Raw genomic sequence first — 25,509 nt, forward strand, 5'->3', positions numbered from 1 at the left:
TTACAACAGGAGATTATTCTGGTCGCTGGCAATAATAGTGTTATGGGGGCGTCTGCAGGAAACTCAACGGGCCAGGTTTTCCTGGCCCGTCTGTAGCGGCAAAAAGGTTAAAAACGACGACTACATTTCATGAGGCGGCGGGGAGAGCACCTCGCGGTTGCCGTTATGGCCCGGAGAAGAAACAATGCCCTGTGCCTCCATCTGTTCAATGATCCGTGCAGCACGGTTATAGCCAATGCGGAACTGACGCTGGACGCCTGAGATAGAGGCCCGGCGTTTTTCAACCACAAACAGCACGGCCTGATCGAACAGCGGATCCAGCTCCTCCTCACCGTCCAGACCCAGACCACCACTTTCACTCTCCTCACCGGCGGTAATGCTTTCAATGTACTGAGGACGACCGCGCGCCTTCCAGTCCTGCACCACCGCATGCACTTCCTGATCGCGGACGAAAGCGCCGTGAACGCGCACCGGCATTGATGAGTTCGGCGGCATATAGAGCATATCCCCCATACCCAGCAGGGATTCCGCGCCCGCCTGATCGAGGATCGTGCGCGAATCAATCTTGCTGGAGACGGTAAAGGCGATACGGGTCGGAATGTTGGCTTTAATCAGGCCGGTAATCACATCAACCGACGGACGCTGCGTGGCAAGCACCAGGTGGATACCTGCCGCACGGGCTTTCTGGGCGAGACGGGCAATCAGCTCTTCAACTTTCTTACCCACCGCCATCATCAGATCGGCAAATTCATCGACCAGCACCACGATGTAGGGCAGTTTTTCCAGCACCGGCGGCGTTATATCCATGCTGTCTCCCGGCTTCCAGAACGGATCGGGAATCGGTCGGCCCATCGCTTCTGCCTGCTCGATTTTCTCGTTATACCCGGCCAGGTTACGTACGCCCAACGCTGACATAAGCTTATAGCGGCGTTCCATCTCGCCAACGCTCCAGCGCAGCGCATTAGCCGCATCCTTCATATCGGTAACCACTTCGGTCAGCAGATGAGGAATACCTTCATAGACCGACAGTTCCAGCATTTTCGGGTCGATCATAATAAAGCGCACTTCTTCCGGCGTGGCCTTATACAGCATGCTGATGATCATGGCGTTAACGCCAACCGATTTACCCGATCCGGTGGTACCCGCGACCAGCAAGTGCGGCATTTTTGCCAGATCGGCGACCACCGGCTGGCCGGCGATATCTTTACCGAGCACCACCGCCAGCGGCGAAGGGTTATCGCGGAACTTAGCGCACTCCAGCACCTCACGCATGTAAACCGTCTGACGATGCTTGTTAGGAAGCTCCAGGCCGACATAAGGTTTACCCGGTATCACCTCAACCACGCGTACCGCAACGGCAGAGAGCGAGCGCGCCAGGTCACGGGAGAGGTTAGAGATACGCGCCGCTTTAACGCCCGGCGCCAGATCCAGTTCGAAACGGGTAATGACCGGACCAGGAGAGATACCCACCACTTCTGCCTTGACGCGATAGTCTGCAAGACGTGCCTCAACCAGCCGCGCCGTTTGCTCGAGAGCGAACATATCAACCGGCTCTGCCTCAACGGGCGGAGCCGAGAGCAGATCCAGCGTCGGCAGCGGCGTGGTAGGTTTCTCCAGCGGCTGTTCATGGCGAACCAAAAATGGATGGAACAGGCTGTCAGGCGCTTTCGCCACGGGCTCCGGGTGTGGCGCAGCAGGTTCAGTCTGTGGCGCAGCGGTCTGCCACGAGGGAACCGTGGCCGCTGGCTGTGGCGCAGCAGGTTCAGCCTGTGGGGCAGCGGTCTGCCACGAGGGAACCGAGGCCGCTGGCTGTGGCGCAGCAGGTTCAGCCTGTGGGGCAGCGGTCTGCCACGAGGGAACCGAGGTTTGCTGAGCGGGCTGCTGACTGTGCTGCTGCCACTGGGGCTGTTCCGCCGGCTGTTCCTGCTCTGACTCCGGCATGGCTGAGAGCGTGAAGAGGGGCTCGCGTGGGCCATCATCCACCAGATCGTCAAGCGGAGAGAAATCAAAGGCACCAGCAGTATTCAGCTTAGCGGTCGACTGCGGATGTTCCGCAGCCTCACCGTAACGCTGCTGTTGCTGCTCACTGAACTGACGTGCCAGCGCGGCCTGCTGCTGTGACTCTTCATCCTCCCCGATCAACTCTTCGCCATAGCGAACCTGCTGCTGCGCCATAAAGGCTTCGCGCAGGTGTGCTTCCTCCTGCATCGCTTCCTCACTCTGGGGAGCGGCATACTGCGAGTCGGTCCCAACCTGCTGCTGTCGCAGCTCCTCTTCTCTCGCTTTCTCCTCGGCAATACGCTGAGAAGGCAGTTTGATGCCATAGGAAGCCAGTTCACGCCGCGTGGGCAGTTTAACCGGGTTTGGCCGGGGCAGTGAGGGTCCGATCCCCTGCTTCACCTGCGGATTGCGACCCTCGCTGGTGGCACTAAAGCCGGGCATAAATGCTGCCGCCGAAGCTGCCGTTGTAGCCAGCGGCGCAGCATTATTCGCCGCCGGGCCAGCAGCGATATCAGCGGGCTGGACGGCAGGTGAGGCCGTGAACTCAAAGGGTGAAGAAGAGGAAGCCTCACGCCAGTTACCCATCTGCGGCCCATCGTCTTCATCCATTACCGGTCTTGAAGGTGCTGGGGTGTCGGCCGGAACCTCGAAGCGATAAAGTTCTGGATCAGGTTCTGCCTGTGCAGCAGAGGCAGAACCTGTGTCGTATAAGGACGCGCCCTCTCTTACAGGCGCAAAGGTCGCGGCGCCTGTAGACCCAGCAGCAGCTACTGCACCGGATGCTACTGCTGCGGTCGAAGCCAGCTGCGCATTGTTATCATTTCGCACGGACGTCTGACGGGCAGCGGAACCCAGCAGCGCGTCGTCATCATTATGGCCAGATGGCTGACGGGCAGCAGAAGCCAGCAGCACATCGTCATCATTATGACCGGATGGCTGACGGGCAGCGGAACCCAGCAGCACGTCGTCGTCATGGCCGGATGGCTGGCGGGCAGAAGAACCCAGCAGCACGTCGTCATCATGGCCGGATGGCTGGCGGCCAGCGGAACCCAGCAGCACGTCGTCATGTCGATCGGCTGGTGAGTGGGCAGCGACTGATGACGCTTCCTCCGCGTCTTCGTCATCATAGTCGTCTTCATGCCAGCGGCGATCGTCACGAGAACGATTGCTGGCGAACGTCAGCACGCCCATCACCACGCCGCCAATTTTCTCGGCAATAGTGAGCCATGACCATCCGGTATAGAGCGTTAACCCAGCTGCCCAGATGCAGAGCAGCGTCAACGTGCCGGTAGCGCCGTTGAACCAGGGCGCCATTGCATTGACAATCAGGCTGCCAATGACCCCACCGGAGGCAAAGTACCAGATATCATCCGCGTTAAGCGCTGCCAGGCCGCAGGTGGTGATCACCAGCGCCAGCACGCCAATCAAGCGCAGGCCGACCGCAAAATAGTCAATATAGTCCTGAGAGTGGCGCTGACTAAAGGTTATCCAGCACAGGCCCAGTATCACCGGCGGGATGGCGTAGGCCATTACGCCGAAAATAAAGAACAGCGTATCCGCAAGCCATGCGCCAATACCGCCGCCCAGATTATGGATAGGTTCATGCCAGGCGGTCTGTGACCAGCTGGGATCGGAGGGATTGAAGCTCACCAGCGCAACCATCAGGTAGACGGCGAAAAGAGCGACAATAATCAGCAACGCTTCCAGCAGGCGACGCCCGCTGCTCAGAGGTTGCAGGGAAACTTCTTTATCTTCTGTGTATTCCTGGCTCAAGAGTTCTCTCCAGGTGCCCGTAAACTATGAAGGAAAAAACGCCGGGCAAGCCCGACGCTGAACCTGTATGAATTCACAGGAGTGTACCCAAATCCGACAGAATTTGCACCTGCCCTGTGTTACCGCGTCTTAATGACCAGGCGGTTACTTTGTTTCACTTCTTCCATCACCACGTAGGTCCGCGTATCGTTCACGCCCGGCAGGCGTAGCAGGGTTTCACCCAGCAATTTACGGTAGGCTGACATATCGGGCACACGCGTTTTCAACAGATAGTCGAAATCGCCGGAAACAAGATGACACTCTTGAGTTTCCTCAAGTTTTTGTACGGCGGCGTTAAATTGTTCGAATACGTCAGGCGCACCACGATTCAGAGTAATCTCAACAAATACCAGCAGCGAGGCATCCAGGTAGTGGGGATTGAGCTGAGCGGTGTAGCCCAGAATAAATCCCTGCCTTTCCAGACGACGAACACGCTCAAGGCATGGCGTCGGCGATAGCCCCACGCGTTTAGACAACTCGACGTTTGAAATTCGGCCATCTTTCTGCAGTTCATTTAAAATGTTGCGGTCGATTCTGTCGAGGTCTTTACCCGGTCGTTTTTTATTGTCTACCATTATTATTGTCTCTCTTAATGCCTTCCCTTTACCTGCCATACCCTGAACAATGCCGCTGTTACAGAGTTGTTTAAGTGAAGTCTGGCGCCTGTTGCGATTTTAAAACGCCCATCCGTATGACGCATGCTGTCTGTCCACACCATGCGTCATGACCAATGACAGACTGAGTTTATCCGGTAACGGCTAAAACACGGGATAAACCCGGTTCCGTCGGCCAGAATACCCTCTGCTTCCATTACTGTTTTCGCAAAAGACCAGCCGATTGTCAAAGTAAAACAACTAAAATCAGTACAACATGCCAAACGCGTGACTGCATGACTGTTTTTAAATGAATATTTCTGTCTTTCTGCACCACAAAATGGCCTTCGGTGCCCCATTTTGGGGCAGTGCTCCCGATAATGGCGCAGCCTGAATGGTTAAAGCTTTTACATCTATTGTTAACAAAATTGCAGAACGCTTTTTTTGCTGCGCTAAATTCCCTACAATCGGAAAAAGTTTGCCAGTTAAAAAAAGAGGGGCTTATGAGCACGGCCAAACACAGTAAATTACTTATCCTGGGTTCCGGCCCGGCAGGCTACACCGCTGCGGTGTATGCTGCGCGAGCGAACCTGAACCCGGTATTAATTACCGGTTTAGAAAAAGGCGGTCAGCTGACCACCACCACTGAAGTGGAAAACTGGCCCGGCGATCCCCACGGTCTGACCGGCCCGCTGCTGATGGAGCGCATGCAGGAACATGCCGAAAAGTTTAATACGGAAATTATTTTCGATCATATCCATACCGTCGACCTGCAAAACCGTCCCTTCCGTCTGACCGGCGACAGCGGTGAATACACGGCTGACGCGTTGATTATCGCCACCGGCGCTTCCGCCCGCTATCTGGGCCTGCCGTCAGAAGACGCGTTCAAAGGACGCGGCGTGTCAGCCTGTGCAACCTGTGATGGTTTCTTCTACCGTAACCAGAAAGTTGCGGTCATCGGCGGCGGTAATACAGCGGTTGAAGAAGCACTCTACCTGGCGAATATCGCCGCTGAAGTTCATCTGATCCATCGACGTGACAGCTTTCGCGCAGAGAAGATCCTAATCGACCGTCTGATGGAGAAAGTCCGCACCGGCAATATCGTTCTGCATACGCATCGCACGCTGGATGAGGTGTTGGGCGATCAGATGGGCGTTAGCTCGCTGCGCCTGCGCGCCACGGATGACGTTGAAAAAACGGAAGAGTTGCAGGTCGCCGGACTGTTTGTTGCCATCGGCCACAGCCCAAACACCGCCATATTTAACGGCCAGCTCGAACTGGAAAATGGTTATCTGAAAGTCCAGTCTGGCCTGCAGGGTAATGCGACCCAGACCAGCATTCCAGGCGTGTTCGCTGCGGGCGACGTGATGGACCATATCTATCGTCAGGCGATCACCTCTGCCGGAACCGGCTGTATGGCCGCGCTGGATGCAGAACGCTATCTCGACGGATTGGTTAAAAACTCTCAGTAAGTTGTTAAAACACTGCTTCAATTTTCCGGAAGGCGACCTTTGCAGGTCGCCTTTTCTTTTTGTGCACGGTAAAATCCCAGACAATTTCCCCCGTTTATTACCGGGATATGGAGTGCAGGTCTGCCCTCCTCCCGTCGCACCGGCAGGTCATGAACAAAACAAGGCAACAACATCTATTACGCTGGCTAAGAAGTCAGAGCGCACAGGGTAAAGGCTGGCTGCGCCTTTCCATGCTGTTGGGCATGCTGAGCGCCGTGCTGGTGGTCGGGCAGGCATGGCTGCTGGCTACGCTGCTGCAGGCCCTGATCGTGACGGGCCAGCCACGCGACACGCTGGTCATCCCCTTTATGCTGTTGTTGGTCTGCTTCTTTCTGCGCGCCCTGCTGGCCTGGGGGCGTGAAAAAGTTGGCTTCGAGTATGGCAAAGCCATTCGACAACGCCTTCGTCGTACCATTCTGGACAGGCTGCATCAGCTCGGCCCGGCCTGTATCCAGGGAAAACCCGCGGGCAGTTGGGCAACGTTGCTGCTGGAACAAATCGAGGATATGCAGGATTATTACGCCCGCTATCAGCCGCAGATGTTACTGGCGGTGTTTATCCCGCTCACAATTCTGATTGCCCTGTTCCCGGTTAACTGGGCCGCCGCGCTGATCCTGCTGGCTACCGCGCCACTTATCCCTCTGTTTATGGCGCTGGTGGGCCTGGGCGCGGCAGAGGCAAACCGGCGCAACTTTAGCGCGCTGGCTCGTCTGAGCGGTCACTTCCTTGACCGCCTGCGCGGGCTGGAAACGCTGCGCCTGTTTCATCGGGCAACGGCCGAAACCGCTCAGATTCGTGAGGCCTCCGCCGATTTTCGCCGGCGCACCATGGATGTATTACGCCTGGCCTTTCTCTCTTCGGCGGTGCTGGAATTTTTCGCCTCGCTCTCTATCGCCGTGGTCGCGGTTTATTTCGGTTTTTCCTACCTCGGCGAGCTTAATTTTGGTCACTACGGCACCGGTATTACGCTCTTTGCCGGATTTCTGGCGCTGATACTGGCACCCGAGTTCTTTCAGCCCCTGCGGGATATGGGTACCTTCTACCACGCGAAAGCGCAGGCGGTAGGCGGGGCTGACGCGCTGGAAACCTTCCTCAGCAACGCGGGCACCCTCCCGGCCCATCAGGGGAAAACCTTCATTGACCCTTCACCGGGCATCGCTCTTGAGGCGCGAAATGTAGTGATTACCAGCATCAGCGGTAAGATTCTGGCGGGTCCGCTGGATTTCTCCCTTGCGGCGGGCCAGCGCGTTGCCATAATCGGCCAGAGCGGAGCGGGGAAAACCTCCCTGCTGGGTCTTATTCTCGGTCATTTACCCTATCAGGGGTCACTGCTGATTAACGGCGTTGAGCTGCGCGACATCGAGCCAGGCTTCTGGCAGCAGCAGCTTGCCTGGGTTGGACAGCACCCTCACCTCCCTGCCCGTACGCTGCGCGAAAATATTGTTATGGACGGCAGCGACCATCCGGATCGCCTGCGTCAGGTTACCGCCCTTGCCGGGGTTAATGAGTTTCTTCCGCACCTGCCCGCCGGGCTGGAGAGCGAAACCGGTGAACACGCCCGGCATCTCTCTGTAGGCCAGGCCCAGCGCATTGCCGTCGCGCGGGCGCTGTATAAACCCTGCCGCCTGATGCTGCTGGATGAGCCGGGTGCCAGCCTGGATAGCCACAGTGAACAGCAGGTCAACCAGGCGCTCTACGACGCGTCATTTAACCAGACGACGCTACTGGTCACCCATCAGCTTGAACAGCTGAATCGCTGGGATGAAATCTGGCTGATGCGTGAAGGGAAAATTATTCAGCGCGGCACCCATGGTCAGCTTGTTCAGTATCCGGGTGCCTTCACGGAACTGGCGTCACACCGACAGGAGCGCGTTCAATGACTACCCTGGCCCCTTTTCTCGCGCTTTATCGTCGTCATTTCTGGCGTCTGTCGCTGGGTATTGTGCTGGCGATCCTCACGCTGCTGGCCAGCGTCGGCCTGCTGACGCTCTCCGGATGGTTCCTGGCCGCCTCGTCCCTGGCGGGCAGCGCCGGACTTTACAGCTTCAACTATATGCTGCCTGCGGCGGGGGTCCGCGGCGCGGCCATCATCCGCACGGCCGCGCGCTACTTTGAGCGGCTGGTCAGTCATGATGGCACGTTCAGAGTGCTTGAGCATTTGCGGGTTTATACCTTTAGCAGGCTGATCCCCCTTTCACCCGCCGGGCTGGCTCCGTTCCGCCAGGGGGATTTACTGAATCGCCTGGTTGCTGATGTCGATACCCTCGATCATCTCTACCTGCGGGTTATCTCCCCGCTTATTGGCGCACTCTTTGTTATCATCGCCGTCACGGGGGGGCTGAGCTGGCTGGACGGGAGGCTGGCGCTGACGCTGGGCGGCCTGATGCTGCTGACGCTAATCCTGCTTCCGCCGCTATTTTACCGTGCCGGACGCCCCACCGGAGAAGCGCTGACCCAGCTGCGCAGCCGCTATCGCACCGAGGTCACCAGCTGGCTCAACGGGCAGGCAGAGCTGACGCTTTATGGCGGCGAGGCCGCGTATCGCAGCAGGCTGGATACCACCGAAGCGGCATGGCTACGCGCACAGCGTCGTCAGGCCAGTCTTTCCGGGCTCTCCCTTGCCCTGCTCACCCTGATAACCGGTTTCACCCTGGTGCTGATATTCTGGCTGGCCGCCGGCGAGTCCGCTCTGCCGGGCGCACCCATCGCCCTGTTTGTCCTCTGCACTCTGGCGGCATTCGAGGCACTGGCGCCCGTGGGCGGCGCGTTCCAGCATCTGGGGCAGGTAATGGCCTCTGCCCGCCGCGTGACCCAGATTGTCAGTCAGCGGCCGGCCGTCCAGTTTCCCTCTGCCGGCCCGTCCGTTGGCGAACATGTACAGCTTGAGCTGCAAAACGTTAGCTTCAGCTACGACGGCAGGCATCAGGCGCTGCAAAACCTGTCGCTGACTCTTGCCAAAGGTGAGCATGTCGCGCTGCTTGGCCGTACCGGCTGTGGCAAGTCGACGCTGATTCAGCTGCTTACCCGTGCCTGGGATCCTCAGCAGGGCACTATCCTGCTCAATGACCAGCCGCTTTCTGCCTGGAGTGAGCAGAGCCTGCGCAGCGCCATTAGCGTGGTCACGCAGCGTGTTCACCTGTTTAGCGACACGCTGCGCGGCAATCTTCTGCTGGCGGCGCCTGAGGCAACCGATGCCCGGCTCTGCGATGCGCTTCGTCAGGTTGGCCTGGCTGGCCTGCTCGACGACGATCAGGGCCTGAACGCGTGGCTGGGTGAAGGAGGGAGAGCGCTTTCTGGCGGGGAGCTGCGTCGCCTTGCCATCGCCCGTGCATTGCTGCACGGCGGTGGCTTAATGCTGCTTGATGAGCCAACCGAGGGACTGGATGCGGAAACAGAGCAGCATATTCTCCTGTTGCTGCGCCAGATAGCTCAACACAGAACCCTGATCATGGTCACCCACCGATTGCAGGGGCTGGAGCATTTCGATAAAATTTGTCTTATGGACAGCGGTGACATTGCTGAGCAGGGAAATCATCACGAATTAATCTCAAAACGCGGACGCTACTGGGATTTTCACCAGCGGATTGCGCTATAGTTTCTCCTCTCGTTCGACAGAGACTTTATCATGCGTCTGATCCAGCTTTCCAGGGAGTCGCTTAACTTCCCTCCTCCTGAAATGGCCCTCCGCGAGCCCAACGGCCTGCTGGCAATGGGCGGGGATCTTAGCCCCCCTCGCCTGCTCAACGCTTATCATCGCGGTATTTTTCCCTGGTTCTCACCTGGCGATCCGATACTCTGGTGGTCACCCGACCCGCGCGCGGTACTCTATCCCGGACGGTTTCACCTCAGCCGCAGTATGAAGCGTTTCCACCTGCGATCGCCCTATCGGGTGACGCTGAATCAGCGGTTTGCTGAGGTGATCGAAGGCTGCGCCACCGATCGTGAAGAAGGCACCTGGATCACCCCGGAAGTGAAGCGCGCCTGGCAACGTCTGTTTGAGATGGGCCACGCCCAGTCGGTGGAAGTTTGGCTCGACGGGGAGTTGGTTGGCGGCATGTATGGCCTGGCGCTGGGTCAGATTTTTTGCGGCGAGTCAATGTTCAGCCTGCGTGAGAATGCGTCGAAAACCGCGCTGCTGGTCTTCAGCCACTATTTTGCACAGCAGGGCGGCCAGCTGATTGACTGTCAGGTGCTGAATCCGCATACCGCCTCGCTGGGTGCGGAGGAGATCCCCCGTGCCGACTACCTGCAAATTGTTCAAGCATTGTCCGATCGTTCACTTGCTGAAGGCTGCTGGCAGCAGCAGACCCTTTTTTGATGCTATTTCTTGATGTTTTACACGCAACCGGCGAGAACAGTGGTATAATATGCGCGTTTGGTATGTCGTCCGCCCTTCGCCTTACATCACTGGCGAGCCGGGATTGGCCTGGCAGGGAATATTAACGCAACTTGTCTTTACGCTTTTCAGCCCGCGCAGAAGCGGTTGAAAAACGCATTCTTAGCCCGCAATTCCCTCACGCGTTGACACCCATACACTACTCAGAATTAATCGTGAGCTCCTCTCTCAGCCGCGCTGCAGAGGGGCTGATGCTGGTGAATTCACCAACAATTCTTTACATAATACTTGAAATTCGGCATTATCTTGCCGGTTCAAACTAAGGTTGTAACACCCAGAGGATTCGATGGCCAAAGAAGACAATATTGAAATGCAGGGAACCGTACTGGATACGTTACCCAACACCATGTTTCGCGTTGAGCTTGAAAACGGACACGTGGTTACCGCTCACATCTCCGGTAAAATGCGCAAAAACTATATCCGCATCCTGACGGGCGACAAAGTCACTGTAGAGCTGACCCCGTACGACCTGAGCAAAGGCCGCATTGTCTTCCGTAGTCGCTAATACGCATTCAGTCGTGCTGCCGCCTCTGCCGCAGCGCCCATAAAAAAAGGCCGGTTTAAACCGGCCTTTTTATTTATCTGCATTTAATGCAGTTCGCGCGCTGTTAGTGAACTGTCCCTTCCGTTTTACGCTTCTCAGCGCTAAGGAAGTGGTAAGTCAGCTTGTTATTCTCTTTGTCCAGTGCGACAGAGACAGAGCCTCCGTCTACCAGCGATCCAAACAGCAGCTCGTTCGCCAGCGGTTTCTTGAGGTTTTCCTGCACGGTACGCGCCATCGGACGCGCGCCCATCGCTTTGTCATACCCCTTCACCGCCAGCCAGTCACGGGCCTCATCACTGACTTCCAGCGACACGCCTTTCGCATCCAGCTGCGCCTGAAGTTCAACAATGAACTTGTCCACTACCTGATGAATCACCTCGGTATCAAGATGTTTGAACCAGATAATGTTGTCCAGACGGTTGCGGAATTCCGGCGTAAAGATCTTCTTGATCTCTTCCATCGCGTCGGTGCTGTTGTCCTGATGGATCAGACCGATGGATTTACGCTCGGTTTCCCGCACGCCAGCGTTAGTCGTCATGACCACGACCACATTGCGGAAATCGGCTTTACGACCGTTGTTATCGGTCAGCATACCGTTGTCCATGACCTGTAGCAGCAGATTGAACACGTCCGGGTGCGCTTTTTCAATTTCATCAAACAGCACAACCGCATGCGGATGCTTGATAACCGCATCGGTCAGCAGGCCACCCTGATCGAAACCGACATAGCCCGGAGGCGCACCAATCAGTCGGCTGACGGTATGACGCTCCATATATTCGGACATATCAAAACGCAGCAGCTCAATACCCAGCGCCTTCGCCAGCTGTACCGTCACTTCGGTTTTCCCGACGCCGGTCGGCCCGGCAAACAGGAAAGAACCCACCGGTTTACGGTCCTGACTCAGGCCAGCACGGCTCATCTTGATCGCTTCGGTCAGCGCTTCAATGGCATTATCCTGACCAAATACCAGCATCTTCAGGCGATCGCCGAGGTTTCTCAGCGTGTCGCGATCGGTCGCGGATACGCTCTTCTCAGGAATACGCGCAATACGCGCCACCACCGATTCGATATCCGCCACGTTAACCGTTTTCTTACGCTTGCTGACCGGCATCAGACGCGCCCGCGCGCCCGCTTCATCAATGACGTCAATGGCCTTATCGGGCAAATGGCGATCGTTGATATACTTAACAGCCAGCTCCACGGCGGCGCGTACGGCTTTCGCCGTATAGCGAACGTCATGGTGCGCTTCATACTTCGGCTTCAGTCCGTTAAGGATCTGCACCGTTTCATCCACCGACGGTTCGGTAATGTCGATTTTCTGGAAACGACGCGCCAGCGCACGATCTTTTTCGAAGATGTTGCTGAACTCCTGATAGGTGGTGGAGCCCATTACCCGAATTTTCCCGCTCGAAAGCAGCGGTTTAATCAGGTTTGCGGCATCAACCTGCCCACCCGATGCGGCACCCGCCCCGATGATCGTATGGATCTCATCGATAAACAGAATACTGCTGTTATCCTGCTCGAGCTGCTTTAACAGCGCCTTAAAGCGTTTTTCGAAGTCGCCGCGATACTTAGTCCCGGCCAGCAGAGAGCCGATATCCAGCGAATAGATGGTGGCATCCTTCATCACTTCCGGCACTTCGCCCTGGACGATACGCCAGGCAAGCCCTTCAGCAATGGCGGTTTTACCTACGCCGGATTCACCCACCAGCAGCGGGTTATTTTTGCGACGGCGGCACAGCACCTGAACGGTACGCTCCAGCTCTTTATCGCGTCCAATCAGCGGATCGATTCCGCCGACGCGAGCAAGCTGGTTAAGATTGGTGGTGAAGTTCTCCATACGTTCCTCCCCCCCTGCCTGCTCTTCGTTAACGGGATTTTCCGCACCCGGCGCCTGGCCAGGTTCGTCTTTGCGCGTACCGTGTGAAATGAAATTAACCACGTCAAGGCGGCTGACCTCATGCTTACGCAGCAAATAGGCAGCCTGGGATTCCTGCTCGCTGAAAATAGCGACCAGTACGTTTGCCCCCGCCACTTCGCTGCGGCCGGATGACTGGACGTGAAAAACCGCCCGTTGCAGTACACGCTGGAAGCTCAGCGTAGGCTGGGTATCACGTTCTTCTTCGCTGACCGGCAAGACCGGGGTGGTTTGTTCGATGAAGGCTTCAAGCTCCTGCCGGAGAGCCACAATATCTACCGTACAGGCTTCCAGTGCCTCTCTGGCCGACGGGTTACTGAGCAGCGCCAGTAACAAATGCTCGACGGTCATAAACTCGTGACGGTGCTCGCGCGCTCTGGCGAAAGCCATGTTTAAACTGAGTTCCAGTTCTTGATTGAGCATAGGCACCTCCCCCAATAGATCGCCTTATTCAGGCTTTTTCCAGCGTACACAGCAACGGATGCTCATTCTCCCTGGCGTACTTATTGATATGAGCGACTTTGGTTTCTGCCACTTCAGCAGTAAAAACACCGCAGATCGCCTTTCCCTGATAGTGAACCGTAAGCATCAGTTGCGTTGCACGTTCTACATCATAAGAAAAGAACTTTTGCAGTACGTCAATAACAAATTCCATAGGTGTATAATCGTCATTGTTTAAAATAACTTTATACATCGAAGGTGGCTTGAGGCCTTCACGCAATTTGTCATCTGCAAGCTGTTCAAAATTAAGCCAGTCGTTAGTCTTTCCCATACGTACCCGGTTTGTAAACGTTGTCTGCTCACGCCAGCCCGGCATCATTCAAAGTAAGTTTAACACACTCAGAATTTTGCCCCGGCCCGATGCGTTTTTGTCGCAAAATAGTGCTTAGCGACCTTCATCACAAAATCGTCAATAGCGTTAACTGCCTCATATTTTGATGATTTTGTTGCCGTCATAACGTCCCCGATGCTTGACGCATTAAGCCATTTATCTACAGTACAGGCATAAGCTGGATGCGTTTTAACCAGCTTTGAGGCTATCTGCCTCACCACCCCACTCAATTGATTGTCTTGCGAGGGATGTAGAAGCATGGAGACGGGTACTGTTAAATGGTTCAATAATGCCAAAGGCTTCGGCTTTATCTGTCCGGTCAGCGGCGGCGAGGATATCTTCGCACACTACTCAACCATTCAGATGGACGGTTACAGAACGCTGAAAGCCGGACAGCAAGTCCAGTTTGATGTGCATCAGGGGCCAAAAGGCAATCACGCCAGCCTGATCGTTCCTGTAGAAGAAGCGATGGCCGTCGATGCCTGACCTTATCCTTAACACATTCTGACTAACCCTTGAATAAAATGCCAGCAACTCAGGCTGGCATTTCTATCTGTTACGTTTACCGACTTTACTAAGATTGGGATGCCGCGACATATTTCAAGGCCGCGAAATCAGACTTATTTCCGCTATTTTTCCTGATGCCACTTCCATCTGGTCCTGCGCTTTACTCAACATAGAAATTTAGCTAATTTAACGCCATATTTTCTCCTCATGGATGACCAGGTGATCTACTCCGGATTGTTAACAATTCTGCTGCCCCTCATCGCTGGCTACCTGCTACCGTCAAAAAACCCAACAGTGATAAGAGGGGTCAACCGACTACTGGGCTGGATGGTTTACATCATCCTGTTCTTTATGGGCATCAGCCTCGCCTTTCTGGATAACCTCGGTACCAATCTGCTGGCTATCTTCCACTACTGCCTGGTCAGCGCCGCCGCCATTCTGCTTTGCAATCTGCTGGCGCTGCGGCTGCTTGAATCACGTCGGCCCTGGCAGCACGCGCATCGGAGCCAGGCCCTGCCCTCGCGTGTGCATATGGCGCTGGAATCGCTCAAGCTGTGCGGCGTGGTGCTTGCTGGCTTTCTGCTGGGACTGTGCCACTGGCCGCTGCTGAAATTCGCCAGCCAGGCCAGTGAATACGCCCTGCTCTTCCTGCTCTTTCTGGTGGGGCTTCAGCTGCGCGGCAGCGGAATGACGCTGCGCCAGATCCTGCTTAACCGCCGTGGAACGATTGTCGCCTTCGTCGTTTTCGTCAGCGCGATGGCTGGCGGGGCAATAGCAGCGCTTATTCTCGGCCTGCCGATAAAAACCGGACTGGCCATGGCCTCCGGCTTTGGCTGGTACTCGCTTTCGGGCATTCTGATGACTGAATCCTTTGGACCGGTTATCGGCAGTGCGGCATTTTTTAACGATCTGCTGCGTGAGCTGCTGGCAATTATGCTGATCCCGGCCCTGATCGCTCACCATCGCTCCAGCGCCCTCGGGCTCTGCGGGGCAACTTCAATGGACTTTACGCTGCCGGTACTACAGCGCAGCGGCGGGAACGAGATAGTCCCTGCGGCTATCGTCCACGGCTTTGTGCTGAGCCTGTTAGCCCCGGTACTGATCGCTTTCTTTTCTGCCTGAGTGACCGCTCAGGCGTATTCGTGCGGTTTCCGGTGTGCTGAGACGCCACTTTGCCTCCTGTCGACTATGCTCCAGTATTTATTATTTGTCAGAACGTGACCTGCTGACACCAGAAAGGAGCTACAGATGAAACAGTCCGTTGCCGCCCTCGTGGCTAAAACATTAGAAAATGCCGGCGTTAAACGTATCTGGGGCGTGACCGGCGACTCGCTGAACGGCCTGAGCGACAGCCTGAATCGCATGGGGACCATCGAATGGATGCCCACGCGTCATGAAGAAGTTGCGGCCTTCGCCGCCGGCGCAGAAGCACAAATCAGCGGCGAGCTGGCCGTCTGCGCGGGTTCCTGCGGGCCGGGTAACCTCCATCTGATTAACGGTCTTTTCGACTGCCACCGAAATCACGTTCCCGTGCTGGCCATTGCCGCACATATTCCCTCCAGCGAGATCGGCAGTGGCTATTTTCAGGAGACGCATCCTCAGGAGCTGTTCCGCGAATGTAGCCATTACTGTGAACTGGTTTCAAATCCTGAGCAGCTGCCTCAGGTGCTCGCAATCGCCATGCGCAAAGCCATTCTGAATCGGGGCGTCTCCGTGGTGGTGCTGCCGGGGGATATTGCTCTGCAGGCCGCACCGGAAGGGGCGACCGCTAACTGGTATCCGCCACAGCTGCCGGTTGTTCAGCCGCCCGCAGGCGAAATGGATAAGCTGGCCGCACTGCTGAACGAGGCCGAAAACATCACCCTGATGTGCGGTGCGGGCTGCGCGGGCGCGCACGACGAGGTGGTCCGTCTGGCCGAAACGCTGAAGGCACCCATCGTGCATGCGCTGCGCGGGAAAGAGCACGTGGAATATGATAACCCGTACGATGTCGGCATGACCGGCCTGATTGGCTTCTCGTCCGGGTATCACGCCATGATGAACGCCGATACGCTTATTCTGCTCGGTACCCAGTTTCCCTACCGCGCGTTCTACCCTGCCGATGCCAAAATTATTCAGATCGATATCAATCCTGGCAGTATTGGCTCGCACTGCCACGTGGATATGGCGCTGGTGGGGGACATTAAATCGACGCTGAGCGCCCTGCTTCCCCAGCTGGAGATCAAAAGTGACCGCCGCTTCCTGGATAAGGCGCTGTCGCACTACGCCGATGCGCGAAAGGATCTCGACAGCCTGGCTAACGCCAATGATAATCAGGCGATCCACCCGCAGTATGTGGCCCAGCAGCTCAGCCGCTACGCCGACGACGATGCGATATTCACCTGCGACGTGGGCACGCCAACGGTCTGGGCCGCCCGCTATCTGAAAATGAACGGAAAGCGCCGCCTTATCGGTTCGTTTAACCACGGCTCAATGGCCAATGCCATGCCGCAGGCACTCGGTGCACAGGCTATTGACAGGCAGCGTCAGGTCGTCGCCATGTGCGGTGACGGCGGCTTCAGCATGTTGATGGGCGATTTCCTCACCGTTGCGCAGCTTAAGCTGCCGGTGAAGCTGGTGATCTTCAACAATAGCGTGCTCGGCTTCGTCGCTATGGAGATGAAAGCCGGTGGCTACCTGACCGATGGTACCACGCTGGAAAATCCTGACTTTGCTGCCATTGCCCAGGCCTGCGGCGTCAAAGGCATCCGCGTGGAGCGCGCCTCTGACCTTGACGGCGCCATTCAGGAAGCGATGGCCTTTGACGGCCCGGTGCTGCTGGATGTCATCACCGCGAAGGAAGAGCTGGCGATGCCGCCGCAGATCAAAATGGAACAGGCAAAAGGATTTAGTCTCTATATGCTGCGGGCCATCATTAATGGTCGCGGCGATGAAGTGGTAGAACTGGCTAAAACCAACTGGCTGCGGTAAAACATTTGCAGGTCTTTTATTATACGGACGCTACGGCGTCCGTTTTCATAAGAGGAACGCACAGATGATTGATTTACGCAGTGATACCGTCACCCAACCGAGCCAGCCGATGCTGTCTGCCATGATGACCGCCGAAACCGGCGATGACGTTTACGGCGATGACCCAACGATGCGTGCGCTGGAAGCGAAAGCCGCCGCGATGAGCGGGAAAGAGGCCGCGCTGTTTATGCCCAGCGGAACCCAGGCCAATCTGGTGGCGCTACTGTGCCACTGTCAGCGCGGGGAAGAGTATATTGTCGGACAGCTCGCGCATAATTATAAGTATGAAGCGGGTGGAGCCGCCGTTCTGGGCGGTATTCAGCCCCAGCCCATTCTGGCCGCTGCCGACGGTACCCTGCCACTCGATGTAGTGGAGCAGTTTATCAAGCCGGATGATTTCCACTTTGCTATCACCCGACTGCTCAGCCTGGAAAATACCCATAATGGCAAGGTGCTGCCGCTAAGCTATCTGGCGCAGGCCTGGGAATTTACGCGACGTCACCGCCTGGCGCTGCATATCGACGGCGCACGTATTTTCAACGCCAGCGTGGCGCTGAACGTGCCGCTGACCGACATTACCCGCTACTGCGATACGCTGACCATTTGCCTGTCGAAAGGGCTGGGAACCCCGGTCGGGTCGCTGCTGTGCGGCAGCGCCGACTATATTCAACGCGCGCGCCGCTGGCGCAAAATGACCGGCGGCGCCATGCGTCAGGTGGGGATTCTGGCGGCGGCGGGCCTGTATGCGCTTGAACATAACGTCACGCGCCTGCGGGAGGACCACGATAATGCCGCCTGGCTGGCTGAGCAGCTGCGGGGGATCGGCGTAAACGTGATGGGTCAGGATACCAATATGGTGTTTGTCCGCCTGCCGGAAGCACAGGTGGCGCCGCTTAAAAGCTGGATGCGCGATCACGACATTGTGCTAAGCACCGGGCCGGTCACCCGCCTGGTTACGCATCTGAATATCGATCGTCCCGCCCTGGAGAAGCTGACAGACCACTGGCATGCTTTCCTGGCGCAGCAGCCTCCGGGACAAACTGTCCACCCCGCTACGCCTGCTCCGAGCCATACTTATCCAGCAGCGCCTTAACAATGGCTTCGCTCTGGGCGTCCGGCAGGCCCCGATAGTCCTCCGGCCGGAAGTGCATCTGGAAGGCAGCAATCACCTGTTGCTGCTGCTGTGCTGACATGCCGGGCGTGACCTGGTAGCCGTAGCGCGCCAGTAACGTCAGCAATTGCCCCCCATCAACCGCCTGTTCAGGCGGCCTGCCGGCAAGCCAGAACGCGACCCGACCGGCGTCTGGCCAGGCACCCACGCCCTGGCTCGCCAGCCACTGCCAGGGAAACAGCGGGCCGGGGTCCTGCTTGCGCTGCGGGGCAATATCGCTGTGGCCCACCACGTTTTGCGGCAAAATGCCGTAGCGAAGGATGATATCCCGCGCCAGCGGCGCCAGCGCCGCGATCTGCGGGGCAGCGAACGGATACCACTCGCGTCCGCCGAGCGCCGAGCGGTGATAGCCCTGATTCTCCAGTTCAATCCCCACCGAGATATCGTTTATGCGGGTTGCTCCGCGCCAGTAGCTGCTGCCCGCATGCCATGCCAGCTGCTCTTCAGGAACCAGTCGGGATACGGTGGGCTGCCCCCCCTTCCGTGGCGGAGCCGCAGCGATCAGGTAATGTGCGCTGACCTCGCGATCGGTCAGAATAGCCAGTGAAGTGGGGTAATCCTGCGCGGTATAGTGGATCACCAGCATTTTGATACGCGGCCGTGCCCCCAAAGCATGTTGACGCGAATCCACCACGTATCCCGCGTGCCGCTCAAGCCCCGTCGGGCTACAGGCACTCAGCAGCAGGGCCAGAGTTGTCAGCAAAAGGGGCGTTAAAAATTTCATTTTCTCTACCTTAGGATGTTGATTCCGGCGGTAACCCAGCGGCTTCGTAAGCGTCTATACTTTATGCTAAAACAACGTCATCCCGAAACAATAAGGAAAATAAGATGAAATACCAGGCGATCGCCGTTTTGGCTCCGCTGGCGCTGCTGCTGAGTGCCTGTACCACGGTACAACCGGCGTACAAGGATATCGGAACCCGGATGAGTCCCTGCGTTGATGGTGGCCCGGATACCGTAGCGCAGAAATTCTATGACCTGCGCACCGGGCAGCCAACCCAGGGCTTACCTGACGCCCAGCTGTTGGCAAAATATCGCCCCTATCTCAGTGACAAGCTGTATCAGACGCTGCTGAAAGCCAGTGGTGAAAACGGCAGGGATCCGGCCCTGATGCAGGGAGATATCTTCTCCAGTCTGCCAGCCGGACCGGATTCTGCCAGCGTGGCTGATGCCTCTACTATCCCGAATACTGATGCACGTAATATTCCGCTGCGCGTATCACTTAGCCGCAACGGCAGCAAGCCGGTCGAATGGCAGGATGAAGTGCTGATGGTGCGTGAAGGCACCTGCTGGGCGGTTGATGATATTCGCTATACCAGTCAGGCTCCCCACCTGGATGGCGGATCGTTAAGCCAGCGACTGCTGAAATAGTTCTGCTCCATGCCGCTCCCTGGCGGCATGGATATTTCAGCCCCGCTCCTCCGCCAGTCTATTGCGTCTGTCCCCTGCCTGGCCTCGCCAGTCTACTGCGGCTGCCCCCTGCCTGCCCTCATCCGTTGCCTGGGCATTCGCTCTAAATGACTGCCCTTTTATAGCGGATGTTAACTCTATATCTGCACAATGATTGCATAACTATGCCGTCAACGTTAAGATTCGCAGAATCAATTGCTATTCACTTATTGCGCATGAGTATTCAACTTAACGGAATTAACTGCTTTTACGGTGCCCACCAGGCACTGTTCGACATTCAGCTCACCTGCCCCGAGGGCGAGACGCTGGTTTTGCTGGGTCCAAGCGGTGCCGGTAAGAGCTCCCTGCTGCGCGTGCTTAACCTGCTGGAGATGCCCCGTTCCGGCACCCTGAGCATTGCAGGTAATCACTTCGACTTCAGTAAACCCCCGTCTGAGAATGCTATCCGCGAGCTGCGTCAGAATGTGGGAATGGTATTCCAGCAATATAATCTGTGGCCGCATCTGACGGTGATGCAGAATCTGACTGAAGCCCCCTGCCGCGTGCTGGGGCTGGGTAAAGACGCAGCGCGAGCCCGGGCGGATAAGCTGCTTGAGCGCCTGCGCCTGACAAAATTTGCCGATCGCTTCCCGCTGCACCTCTCTGGCGGCCAGCAGCAGCGCGTAGCCATTGCCCGGGCGCTGATGATGGAGCCAGCCGTGCTGCTGTTCGACGAGCCGACCGCCGCGCTGGATCCTGAAATTACCGCGCAAATCGTCTCCATCATTCAGGAGCTGGCACAGACCCGGATCACTCAGGTGATTGTGACCCATGAGGTTGAAGTTGCCCGTAAAACCGCCACCCGCGTGGTCTATATGGAAAATGGTTTTATTGTTGAACAGGGTGATGCCAGTCGTTTTTCACAGCCGCAGACCGATGAGTTTGCCCACTATCTCTCGCATTAATGCAGGACATCATAATGAAAAAAATCGTACTTGCCGCGCTATTAGCGGGTTTAAGCCTGAGTGCCACCGCCGCAGAAACCATTCGTTTTGCTACTGAGGCGTCCTACCCTCCGTTTGAATTTGTCGACTCTGATAACAAGATCCAGGGATTTGACGTCGATCTGGCAAACGCACTCTGCCGCGAAATGGACGCGACCTGCACCTTCACCAATCAGGCCTTTGACAGCCTGATCCCAAGCCTTAAATTCCGCCGTTTTGATGCCGTAATGGCCGGGATGGACATCACTGCCGAGCGCGAAAAGCAGGTGCTGTTCACTAAGCCGTATTACGATAATTCTGCGCTGTTTATTGCGCAGAAAGGCAAAGTGGCTTCCGTTGACGCTCTGAAAGGCAAGCGCGTTGGCGTACAGAATGGCACCACCCATCAGCGCTATCTGGCAGATAAAATGAGCGGCGTCACCACCGTTCCTTACGACAGCTACCAGAATGCCGTTCTCGACCTGAAAAACGGTCGCATTGATGCGGTATTCGGTGATACCGCCGTGGTAAATGAGTGGCTGAAGCAGAATGCCAACCTGGCTGCGGTCGGTGATAAGGTTACTGATAAAGCCTATTTCGGCAAGGGTCTCGGCATTGCCGTGCGCCAGGGGAATACCGACTTACAGGGTAAATTCAACGCCGCGCTCGAGAAAATCAAAGCCGACGGTACCTTCAAGACGATCTACAGCAAATGGTTCCAGCAGTAATTCCTGAATGAGCGAACTCTATCCTCTCGCAAGCGCCGCCGGTATGACCGTCGGCCTTGCCGTTTCTGCGCTGATCCTCGGTCTGATACTGGCGATGCTATTTGCTGCCTGGGAATCGGTTCGCTGGCGTCCTTTCGCCTGGATCGGTACGGGGCTGATGACCCTGTTTCGTGGCCTGCCAGAGATTCTGGTCGTGCTGTTTGTCTATTTCGGTGCTTCCCAGCTGCTGCTGACGCTGTCGGACGGCTTTACGCTCAATTTTGGCTTCTTCAGGCTGCCCGTCCAGGTGCAGATTGAGAATTTCGACGTCAGTCCGTTTCTCTGCGGAGTAATTGCGCTTTCCCTGCTCTACGCCTCATATGCCTCGCAGACCCTGCGCGGCGCGCTGAAAGCGGTACCGCTGGGGCAGTGGGAGTCGGGTCAGGCGCTGGGCATGAAAAGAGCGGCGATTTTTTTCCGGCTGATCCTGCCGCAAATGTGGCGACATGCGCTGCCGGGCCTGGGCAATCAGTGGCTGGTGCTGCTGAAGGATACTGCGCTGGTTTCGCTGATAAGCGTCAATGACATTATGTTGCAGACCAAAAGTATTGCAGCCCGCACGCAGCAGCCTTTTACCTGGTATCTGGTTGCCGCAGCAATTTATCTGGTGGTGACCCTGCTGAGTCAGCAGGTATTGAAACGCCTTGATGCGCGCGCCACGCGTTTTGAGCAGGGGAATATCTAATGCTGAGCTATCTGCCTGACCTGCTGAAAGGACTGCATACCAGCCTGACGCTAACCGCCGCCTCGCTGGCGCTGGCGCTGCTTTTAGCCCTGCTGTTTACGGTGGTGCTTGCGCTTAAAACACCGGTGCTAAGCCTGCTGGTGCGCGGCTATATCACTCTCTTTACCGGTACACCGCTGCTGGTGCAGATCTTTTTGATCTACTACGGCCCCGGTCAGTTCCCGTCACTCCAGTCAATCCCCTGGCTATGGCATTTTCTGTCCCAGCCCTGGCTTTGCGCCCTGCTGGCACTCTCTCTCAACAGTGCGGCCTACACCACCCAGCTGTTTTATGGTGCCGTACGCGCTATTCCCGCCGGTCAGTGGCAATCCTGCGCGGCGCTGGGAATGGATCGCAAAAATACGCTGCGTATTTTGCTGCCGTATGCATTGAAACGCGCCCTCTCCTCCTGGTCAAACGAGGTGGTGCTGGTATTCAAAGGGACGTCACTGGCTTATACCATTACGCTGATGGAGGTCATGGGCCAGGGTCAGCTGTTGTATGGTCGCACCTATGACGTCACTGTGTTTGCCGCAGCGGGCCTGATTTATCTGTGTGTCAATGGCCTGCTGACGCTGCTTATGCGGTTTATCGAGCATCGCGCGCTGGACTTTGAACACCGTAACTAACCTTCCCGGTGGGTAGCCACCGGGAATCGTCGGGTAAAAGCCCTTCTTTGTGGGCTAATCCTGGGATAGCTCCCTTTCCGCCTGCGGCATACTGGGTCGCTGAAATAACGCAAGGACCGTTACCCCATGCTTAAAATCGCTCTGGCCCTGGTGCTTGCCTGTCTCAGCATCCAGGCAGAAGCCGGGTCTTCTCTGCGCTTCGCGACTTCCGGTAACAACCCTCCTTTTGAGTATCTGAACGACCATAATCAGCTGGTGGGATTTGATATCGATCTGGCAAACGCGCTTTGTCAGCGCCTGAAGAGAAGCTGCCTCTTTACCAATAATACCTTTGACCGCCTGCTGCCTTCTCTTAAATATCATCACGATGATGCCATTATCTCCGGTATGGATATAACCGATGAGCGCCAGAACGAGGTTGACTTTACCCAGCCCTATATAGGTAACTCAAGCCTGATGGTCGTGCCAAAAGGACGCTTCTGGCAAATTGCCCAGCTCAAAGGCAAACGCGTGGGGGTACGCAATCTCTCCACGCAGCAGGCCTACCTGCGGGACAGATGGCCTGAGATTATTGCGGTGACCTACGATAGCTACCAGAATGCTCTGCTGGATATCAGTAAGCATCGGCTGGATGGGATCATCGGTGATACGGTAGTGATCAGAAGCATGCTGAAAGCGCATCCGCAGCTGGCGACGGTGGGTGGGGAGATTTCCGACAGTCGCTACTTCGATAACGGCATGGGCATCGCGGTGCGCAAAGGGGATGACGAACTGCTAAACGCTCTGAATCAGGCCCTCCAGAGCCTGACCGGGGACGGTACCGTACAGCGGCTGGCGCTGCACTGGTTTGAGCCCGCGCAGCAGGAGTAGCAGCGGCCCGCCTACAGTTTACCCGTCCCTGCGGTTACCCGTACCTGCACTTACCCGCCCCTGCGCGCCCGCTGAATATCCCTCAGCCGCTGCTTCTCTTCATATGCCATAAATCGCCAGGCGATAAAACCGACGATGCCGACGACAAACAGGATCAGCGACGCCAGCGCATTAATTTCCGGGTTCACGCCCCGGCGCACGGTGGCAAAAATTTGCATCGGCAGCGTGGTCGCCCCCGGTCCGGTGACAAAGCTGGCGATCACCAGATCGTCCAGCGACAGCGTAAACGCCAGCAGCCAGCCGGTTACCATCGCTGGCGCAATCATAGGCAGCGTTATTACAAAGAAAACCTTAAGCGGCGCGGCGCCCAGGTCCATTGCGGCCTCCTCAATCGAGCGATCCAGCTCACGCAGGCGGGCATTGATCACTACCGCCACATAGGCCGTACAAAAGGTCACATGGGCCAGCCAGATGGTCAGCATCCCGCGGTCGGCGGGCCAGCCAATAGCATGTCCCATTGCCACGAAGAGCAACAGCAGCGACAGGCCGGTTATCACATCCGGCATCACCAGCGGTGCAGTAAGCATAAAGGCGAAGCCAGTAGACCCTTTAAAGCGGCCAAAGCGCACGATGACCACGGCAGCAAGGGTGCCTAACAGCAGCGCCGCCGTCGCCGCCAGCGCGGCAATGCTCAGGCTTAGCGCCACGGCATCGATCATCGCGTCATCGTGAAACAGAACCTGATACCAGTGCAGCGAGAAACTCTCCCAGGCGGCAAGCTGCGATGAATTAAACGAATAGAAGACCAGCAGTGCCATCGGCGCATACAGGAAAAAAAAGCCCACTATCAGGATCGCGGTACGCCACGGCGAGCGGATTGTTGGCAGGCTGCTCATCCCTTTTCCCCCATCTCTTTATTCTGATGCTTGTGAAACCAGATGATAGGCAGGATGAGGATCAGCAGAATAATCACCGCCAGTGCGGAGGCGACCGGCCAGTCGCGATTGTTGAAAAACTCCTGCCAGAGCACGCGCCCAATCATTATGCTGTCAGGGCCGCCCAGCAGTTCGGGTATCACATACTCACCAACGGCGGGAATAAATACCAGCATCGATCCGGCAATAATGCCGCCCTTTGTCAGCGGCACAATCACCTGGAAGAAGGTTTTCAGCGGGCGGGCGCCCAGATCTAAGGAAGCTTCCACCAGCGAATAGTCGATACGCGTGAGCGCGGTGTACAGCGGCAGCACCATAAACGGCAGGTAGCAGTAAACAATGCCAATGTAGACTGCGAGGTTGGTGTAAAGAATGGCCAGCGGATGATCGATAATACCTGTCCACATAAGAAAACGATTAAGAATGCCATTATTATTCAGAATGCCCATCCAGGCATATACCCGTACCAGAAAGGAGGTCCAGGAGGGCAGGATAATCAGCAGCAGCAGAATATTACGGGTGCCTGGCGCGCTATGTGCGACAGCCCACGCCAGCGGATAACCGATCAGCAGGCAGATAATCGTCGATACCGCCGCCACCTGCAATGAGTGTAGATAGGCATCCACATACAGCGGATCGTCAGTCAGGGTCAGATAATTGCCAACGTTCAGCACCATCTGGAGCTGGCCGTCTGCCCAGGTGACCAGATCGGTATAGGGCGGGATCGCGCGGGCGATATCGGCAAAGCTAATTTTAAGCACGATCAGGAAGGGCAGCAGGAACAGCAGCACCAGCCAGAGCCACGGCAGGGCAATTACCAGCCGTCGCCCCTGCCGCCTCTGTAGGCGATCAACGACAATGCCGAAGCGGCCCTGCGGACGGGCGGCGTGTTTCATCTCAGGTTCAGCCATCGCGCCC

The 25,509-nt window shown here is 56.7% G+C and carries 22 protein-coding genes; 15 read left to right on the forward strand and 7 right to left on the reverse strand.

Annotation, left to right across the window (positions count from 1 at the left end):
• Window positions 1–120: 120 nt before the first annotated feature.
• Both AC4PCC_RS13490 and lrp read right to left on the reverse strand, forming a co-directional pair.
• Complete coding sequence (locus AC4PCC_RS13490) at window positions 121–3,774, reverse strand: DNA translocase FtsK 4TM domain-containing protein (protein ID WP_492124859.1); 3,654 nt, start codon at window positions 3,772–3,774, stop codon at window positions 121–123.
• A gap of 119 nt (window positions 3,775–3,893) precedes the next feature.
• On the reverse strand, window positions 3,894–4,388 hold the full coding sequence (lrp, locus tag AC4PCC_RS13495) for a leucine-responsive transcriptional regulator Lrp (protein ID WP_006118610.1): 495 nt from the start codon (window positions 4,386–4,388) through the stop codon (window positions 3,894–3,896).
• A gap of 521 nt (window positions 4,389–4,909) precedes the next feature.
• Here lrp and trxB point away from each other — a divergent pair.
• The 5 genes from trxB (at window position 4,910) to infA (ending at window position 10,818) form a co-directional block, all read left to right on the forward strand.
• Window positions 4,910–5,878 carry a thioredoxin-disulfide reductase gene (gene trxB, locus AC4PCC_RS13500; protein WP_492124860.1) on the forward strand — a complete coding sequence of 323 codons (969 nt, stop codon included), beginning with the start codon at window positions 4,910–4,912 and terminating at the stop codon, window positions 5,876–5,878.
• 149 nt (window positions 5,879–6,027) lie between these two features.
• On the forward strand, window positions 6,028–7,797 hold the full coding sequence (cydD, locus tag AC4PCC_RS13505) for a heme ABC transporter permease/ATP-binding protein CydD (protein WP_492124861.1): 1,770 nt from the start codon (window positions 6,028–6,030) through the stop codon (window positions 7,795–7,797).
• Window positions 7,794–9,512 (forward strand): heme ABC transporter ATP-binding protein/permease CydC, encoded by a 1,719-nt coding sequence (gene cydC / locus AC4PCC_RS13510; protein ID WP_492124862.1) that lies wholly within the window; start codon window positions 7,794–7,796, stop codon window positions 9,510–9,512. Before cydD ends, cydC begins: the two co-directional genes overlap by 4 nt.
• Before the next feature lie 30 nt (window positions 9,513–9,542).
• Window positions 9,543–10,235 (forward strand): leucyl/phenylalanyl-tRNA--protein transferase, encoded by a 693-nt coding sequence (aat, locus tag AC4PCC_RS13515; RefSeq protein ID WP_492124863.1) that lies wholly within the window; start codon window positions 9,543–9,545, stop codon window positions 10,233–10,235.
• 364 nt (window positions 10,236–10,599) lie between these two features.
• Window positions 10,600–10,818, forward strand: a complete 219-nt coding sequence (infA, locus tag AC4PCC_RS13520; protein WP_002211347.1) for a translation initiation factor IF-1 — start codon at window positions 10,600–10,602, stop codon at window positions 10,816–10,818.
• A 103-nt stretch (window positions 10,819–10,921) separates the two neighbouring features.
• On the opposite strand, the gene clpA is transcribed toward infA, so the two are convergent.
• Together clpA and clpS are read right to left on the reverse strand one after the other, a co-directional pair.
• The gene (gene clpA / locus AC4PCC_RS13525; RefSeq protein ID WP_067702796.1) at window positions 10,922–13,198 is read right to left on the reverse strand and encodes an ATP-dependent Clp protease ATP-binding subunit ClpA; all 2,277 of its coding nucleotides are present in this window, start codon (window positions 13,196–13,198) and stop codon (window positions 10,922–10,924) included.
• Window positions 13,199–13,226: 28 nt separating this feature from the next.
• The gene (clpS, locus tag AC4PCC_RS13530; protein ID WP_067703691.1) at window positions 13,227–13,547 is read right to left on the reverse strand and encodes an ATP-dependent Clp protease adapter ClpS; all 321 of its coding nucleotides are present in this window, start codon (window positions 13,545–13,547) and stop codon (window positions 13,227–13,229) included.
• A 318-nt stretch (window positions 13,548–13,865) separates the two neighbouring features.
• On the opposite strand from clpS, the gene cspD reads away from it, so the two are divergent.
• The 4 genes from cspD (at window position 13,866) to ltaE (ending at window position 18,216) form a co-directional block, all read left to right on the forward strand.
• A complete protein-coding gene (cspD, locus tag AC4PCC_RS13535) occupies window positions 13,866–14,093 on the forward strand; it encodes a cold shock-like protein CspD (protein ID WP_067702791.1) in 228 nt (75 codons plus the stop codon).
• A gap of 243 nt (window positions 14,094–14,336) precedes the next feature.
• A complete protein-coding gene (locus AC4PCC_RS13540) occupies window positions 14,337–15,236 on the forward strand; it encodes a LysO family transporter (RefSeq protein WP_492127522.1) in 900 nt (299 codons plus the stop codon).
• A 126-nt stretch (window positions 15,237–15,362) separates the two neighbouring features.
• Complete coding sequence (gene poxB, locus AC4PCC_RS13545; protein ID WP_492124864.1) at window positions 15,363–17,084, forward strand: ubiquinone-dependent pyruvate dehydrogenase; 1,722 nt, start codon at window positions 15,363–15,365, stop codon at window positions 17,082–17,084.
• A 64-nt stretch (window positions 17,085–17,148) separates the two neighbouring features.
• Window positions 17,149–18,216 (forward strand): low-specificity L-threonine aldolase, encoded by a 1,068-nt coding sequence (ltaE, locus tag AC4PCC_RS13550; RefSeq protein ID WP_492124865.1) that lies wholly within the window; start codon window positions 17,149–17,151, stop codon window positions 18,214–18,216.
• On the opposite strand, the gene AC4PCC_RS13555 is transcribed toward ltaE, so the two are convergent.
• Complete coding sequence (locus tag AC4PCC_RS13555; protein WP_492124866.1) at window positions 18,176–19,018, reverse strand: N-acetylmuramoyl-L-alanine amidase; 843 nt, start codon at window positions 19,016–19,018, stop codon at window positions 18,176–18,178. The genes ltaE and AC4PCC_RS13555 overlap by 41 nt on opposite strands.
• Window positions 19,019–19,122: 104 nt before the next feature.
• Between AC4PCC_RS13555 and AC4PCC_RS13560 the strand changes: the two genes are divergently transcribed.
• The 6 genes from AC4PCC_RS13560 to AC4PCC_RS13585 all read left to right on the forward strand — a co-directional run bounded on the left by AC4PCC_RS13560 (window position 19,123) and on the right by AC4PCC_RS13585 (window position 23,656).
• Window positions 19,123–19,665, forward strand: coding sequence for a lipoprotein (locus AC4PCC_RS13560; RefSeq protein WP_067702779.1), 543 nt, complete (start codon window positions 19,123–19,125; stop codon window positions 19,663–19,665).
• A 254-nt stretch (window positions 19,666–19,919) separates the two neighbouring features.
• Window positions 19,920–20,648: an arginine ABC transporter ATP-binding protein ArtP gene (gene artP / locus AC4PCC_RS13565; protein WP_345831256.1), complete on the forward strand. Its 729-nt coding sequence runs from the start codon at window positions 19,920–19,922 to the stop codon at window positions 20,646–20,648.
• A 14-nt stretch (window positions 20,649–20,662) separates the two neighbouring features.
• Window positions 20,663–21,394, forward strand: a complete 732-nt coding sequence (gene artJ, locus AC4PCC_RS13570; RefSeq protein WP_492124867.1) for an arginine ABC transporter substrate-binding protein — start codon at window positions 20,663–20,665, stop codon at window positions 21,392–21,394.
• Between the two features lie 7 nt (window positions 21,395–21,401).
• Entirely contained in the window at window positions 21,402–22,118 is a 717-nt protein-coding gene (gene artQ / locus AC4PCC_RS13575) for an arginine ABC transporter permease ArtQ (protein WP_345831254.1), read from the forward strand.
• A complete protein-coding gene (gene artM / locus AC4PCC_RS13580) occupies window positions 22,118–22,786 on the forward strand; it encodes an arginine ABC transporter permease ArtM (RefSeq protein ID WP_492124868.1) in 669 nt (222 codons plus the stop codon). The genes artQ and artM overlap by 1 nt, the downstream gene beginning before the upstream one ends.
• 126 nt (window positions 22,787–22,912) lie before the next feature.
• A complete protein-coding gene (locus AC4PCC_RS13585) occupies window positions 22,913–23,656 on the forward strand; it encodes a transporter substrate-binding domain-containing protein (protein WP_492124869.1) in 744 nt (247 codons plus the stop codon).
• 50 nt (window positions 23,657–23,706) lie between these two features.
• Here the strand turns inward: AC4PCC_RS13585 and potI are convergent, their stop codons facing one another.
• Window positions 23,707–24,552, reverse strand: a complete 846-nt coding sequence (potI, locus tag AC4PCC_RS13590) for a putrescine ABC transporter permease PotI (protein ID WP_067702761.1) — start codon at window positions 24,550–24,552, stop codon at window positions 23,707–23,709.
• Entirely contained in the window at window positions 24,549–25,487 is a 939-nt protein-coding gene (potH, locus tag AC4PCC_RS13595; RefSeq protein ID WP_492127523.1) for a putrescine ABC transporter permease PotH, read from the reverse strand. The genes potI and potH overlap by 4 nt, the downstream gene beginning before the upstream one ends.
• Window positions 25,488–25,509 lie beyond the last annotated feature (22 nt).

This window comes from Erwinia sp. L03-1 (assembly GCF_058686115.1).